The sequence below is a fragment of the Kaarinaea lacus genome (genome assembly GCF_975902315.1).
On sequence record NZ_CDLKIE010000052.1, the window covers coordinates 1 to 3,801 of the forward strand.

The 3,801-nt window shown below is 44.3% G+C and carries 3 protein-coding genes; 1 reads left to right on the forward strand and 2 read right to left on the reverse strand.

All coding sequences use genetic code 11. From position 1 onward, the window contains the following. Positions 1-410: DUF4080 domain-containing protein (locus ACWVCM_RS00900; protein WP_455199810.1), on the forward strand; the 410-nt coding region annotated here is incomplete at its 5' end. Here the strand turns inward: ACWVCM_RS00900 and ACWVCM_RS00905 are convergent. Both ACWVCM_RS00905 and ACWVCM_RS00910 read right to left on the reverse strand, forming a co-directional pair. Continuing rightward, the gene (locus tag ACWVCM_RS00905; protein WP_455199811.1) at positions 407-2,785 is read right to left on the reverse strand and encodes a patatin-like phospholipase family protein; all 2,379 of its coding nucleotides are present in this window, start codon (positions 2,783-2,785) and stop codon (positions 407-409) included. The two genes, ACWVCM_RS00900 and ACWVCM_RS00905, sit on opposite strands and share 4 nt — an antisense overlap. A gap of 242 nt (positions 2,786-3,027) precedes the next feature. After that, positions 3,028-3,801: diguanylate cyclase (locus tag ACWVCM_RS00910; protein WP_455199812.1), on the reverse strand; the 774-nt coding region annotated here is incomplete at its 5' end.

A 3,801-nucleotide genomic window follows, 5' to 3' on the forward strand; every position in this document is an offset into this window, starting at 1 on the left:
ACGTGCTTAGTACCAGGGATATTAGTTTTAATACCATGCAATCCCTGACTCGCTTTGCTCGTTACTGGGACATGATTGCCAATTCCGGTCGCTTTACTGAGGCTTTAGCATTGATACTGGGGGACAATGCTTTTCGCCGGTTTTTAACACTAAGCGACTGGATCTTTGCCACCACCGAACAAACACACCGCATTGCCCTGCCGCGACTTTTCAACCTGGTATATTCAGGATTGACTACAGAACTTGGCGTAGAAGATACGGTCGCTGAAAAAGCACTACAGGCGGACTTCGATCGCTCAGGTTTAAAAGGCAAGCCAAACTTTAAAAAGGAAGCACCCTATAAATCAGCGAAAGATGAACCAAACCAGAAAGGCAAACAACGCCAGTCGCGCCACAAAAAAGACAGTTAATCTGTATTGGTCTGTTTCTCAGAATGGCCGAATATTGATTTGACGACTGAATCATTTTTCACTGAGTCGTTCTCCATCATTCGCCAGGCGGTCTGGTAACCAAGTTCACGATAGGCTTCAAACTGTTTTTCATCAAAAAACTGGTCGCTGGTTGGCTCATCGGGAAACTCTGGTTGTTTCTGTTTGTAACCATATAAGTCTGCTGACAGTTCGCTGAAGAAAGAGCTTTTAATATAGATAAATTTCCCCGGCTTACGGCCAGGATAGAGGATATCGGCAATGATGTATCCTTGCCTGGCATAGGCCATTAAGTCATTGTCTTTGTCTTTTATGGGCACCAGTTCATGCAGATGCCTGGCGTTTACCGTCATAAGCACGCCGAAATCTGCACGTATTTTCTCCAGGGCGTTAGAAAGATCCGTAAACTTGTAATCCGGATCGGCCGCACCATCGCAGACAATAATCAGTTTTGTTTTCCGTCGAATCAGTTCATACAAAGCCAGGTTTTCGAAATGACCGCCATCACTAAGCTGCAGAAACCGGCTGTCTTCATTCAGGTTCTTGCGTAATGCCATTTCTGATAATCCGGGCAAGAAAAAGTTAGGTATATTTGTGAACGATGGTTTCTTATCCGGATCTGGATTAGTCACCCAATACCCTAATCGAATATTAAGCAGACCCATCAACATGGATAATAGCGGTTGCCGAGTCACGCCGTCACCACCTACTCCAGTGCTGGGATTAACAGCCGCACCGGATATTGCCATTGCAGTGGAGAGCGTTATCCTCCCCTTCATGAAAGTGGATGTTGTAGCCCAACCTGTCGCGTTGCTGCCACAATATGCCGGCGTTAGAATAAAGTTGTCTCCACCTCTACCCCGAAACTTGGATATTTTTGACGACACCAGCACTATATTACTGTTGATAATGTGGTACGGCATCAGGTTGGTATCCAGCGTTGCCGGTGCAGACTGATTCATCACCGCTTTATACCAACACATATCGGATAGCCTTGCTTTATCAGCCTCTGCAGATGCACCGCTTGGTGATTTTTTCTGCTTTACAACCTCGACTAAATCCGGCATAAAAACTTCCATTAGGCGATCGCGATAATACCTGTGAATCGAGATATAATTAAGGTTTGCCAACAGACCAACCAGTAAAGTTGCAATACCTAGAGAATAAATAGCTGCCATATCGCCATTTATCTTCAACATGCAATGATAGGCCAGTAAGAACAAACCAAACCACAGTGTTAACGTTGATACTGCAACCAGCAGACCCAACGGGATTTTGCTCGGTTTAATTCGACTCGTTTTCAGAAAGGTCGCTATACTGGTAACAAATCCCAGCAAGGTGGATAGCAGCCCCGTCAAACCTGCCGTATCGCTGGTTTGCTCTGCACTCCCTCCGAGTTGGCCATAAACAACAGGTATCAGACCAATCAGCAGAAAAGCCAGGGCGGTAGTCAATAAATAGTTGTAGGATTTTTCACTCCAGCGCCGCAATCGATAGGACAAACGTCCCCCTGATTGATGTACCTGGCTAACACTTCCAGTACTCTCGCCCATACGCTGAGAGAAAAAAAATGCTGATAGAGAATACCCTATTGATAAAACGACAAAGATAGCGATGGCTAACAGGGAAATGGTTAACGAGTAATTTAATGGACTATTTGCAAGATTGTTTGGCAGCAGATTTACAAATTCTGCAGGCGGTGCTGTGAAAAGGAAATGCTGTCCTATCAGGGCAAAAACCAGCACCAGTAATGAGAAATACACAAATACACTGAGGATGCTGCCACGCAATACCACGCCCAGCAAGGACATAACATTGATACCACGGCCAGGGGTAAGATATTTTCCATGCTGACGCAGAAAACGTAACAGGGCACCACGATAGCGTTGGTCGGGTTCCACAGTAGTCGCTTGCGCTTTTTCATCCAGGACGGCCCTGGGCTCCTGCCCTATCATTGGATAGGTACCGTAGGGAAAATTATTGCGATCCACACCGACCTTGATACCCTCCCACTTGCGGGACAATAACCAGGTTAGCGATGAACCAATGTATCCACCGCCCGAAACTGTTGAAAGGTAATCAATATTTTTCAGCCAACGATTGTAAGATAATGCCTGCAATACACCCACGCAAAAACTCGCGGATCGAATACCGCCACCGGATAATGACAAACCGGCAACTTTATTCGTTAGATAGTCGGTTTGTTCTTTGCGTGGTTTGTTATCCAGCTGACGCCTTTTTAGTATGTATTTCTGTTCGTCCTGAATAATTTTAACTGCGCCAAAATACTCCATGTCACCGCTTTCATAAGGTACATAATCTTCTGGCTTGTTGTTCTTGTTGTCAGCGTTATCCATAACAAACGAATCCTCATAGTCGTTGTAGAAAACTTTTTATTATTTAATATTTGTTATTTGTTTATTAAGCATTGGCTTCAAACCACGCCTTTCGCACATCATAACGATGAATGGTAAGTAGTGGAAGATTAACAAACAAGATTCGTTTTATGGGTAAAAAACGACCGTACTGGTAGCAATGAAAAAGAAGGTAATTTAGGATTAATTAAAAGGGAAGGTAAAACGAAAAGCAGTCATGATGTTCAGTACGAGATTTGTACGACGGTATTACGCCCTTTCTTTTTCGCGTTGTACATTGCCGTGTCGGCTTTTTGTAGCAGAGTTTCAATATCATACTGAGCAGGTGTCGTCCCATTGCTTTTTTCCGGATGTAATAAACCAATACTGACCGTAGCCTGAATTTTGTTGCCCTGCCACTCGAAGGTATAATTCTGCAAATAGGTTCGTATCTCCCTCGCTCGCGTCAATCCAATCTCCGAGGCACAATTCATTTGAATCACAAATTCATCACCACCATAGCGGGCAACAAGATCGTTGGGCCGCATATTCATTTTAAGAATAGGTGCAATCTGTACCAGCACTGCATCGCCAGCCGCATGCCCATATTTGTCGTTGATATCTTTGAAGTTATCAACATCAATTAGCATAATACAAATAGGCTCACTCAACTCATCTTGCTGGGCCAGCAATTGATTCAGAGTCTTTTCAAAATGGCGGCGATTTGCCAACTCAGTTAGATGGTCACTTTTTGCCAGATATTCCAGGCGGCTGTTTGCATCACGCAACTTTTTAGTGGCTGCTTCAATTTTTACCTGCAATGACTGGTTAAGTTCATTCACTTCAGCACGTGACTGTTGCAAACCCGACACCACTTTCCGGAAACCATGATCCAGTTGATTAATCTCTTTAGGCGCTAAATCTGATATAGCGGGTATATCGCCATAGAAATCATTTGCTTCAAGACGGTCCGCTGCTTTCGCCAATCGATTGATCGGTTTGGTTATCCATCTCGCGAG

Coding starts and splice junctions, on each gene's coding strand:
- ACWVCM_RS00905 (WP_455199811.1), bottom strand. CDS start 2,785: ATGGATAACGCTGACAACAAGAACAACAAGCCAGAAGATTATGTACCT.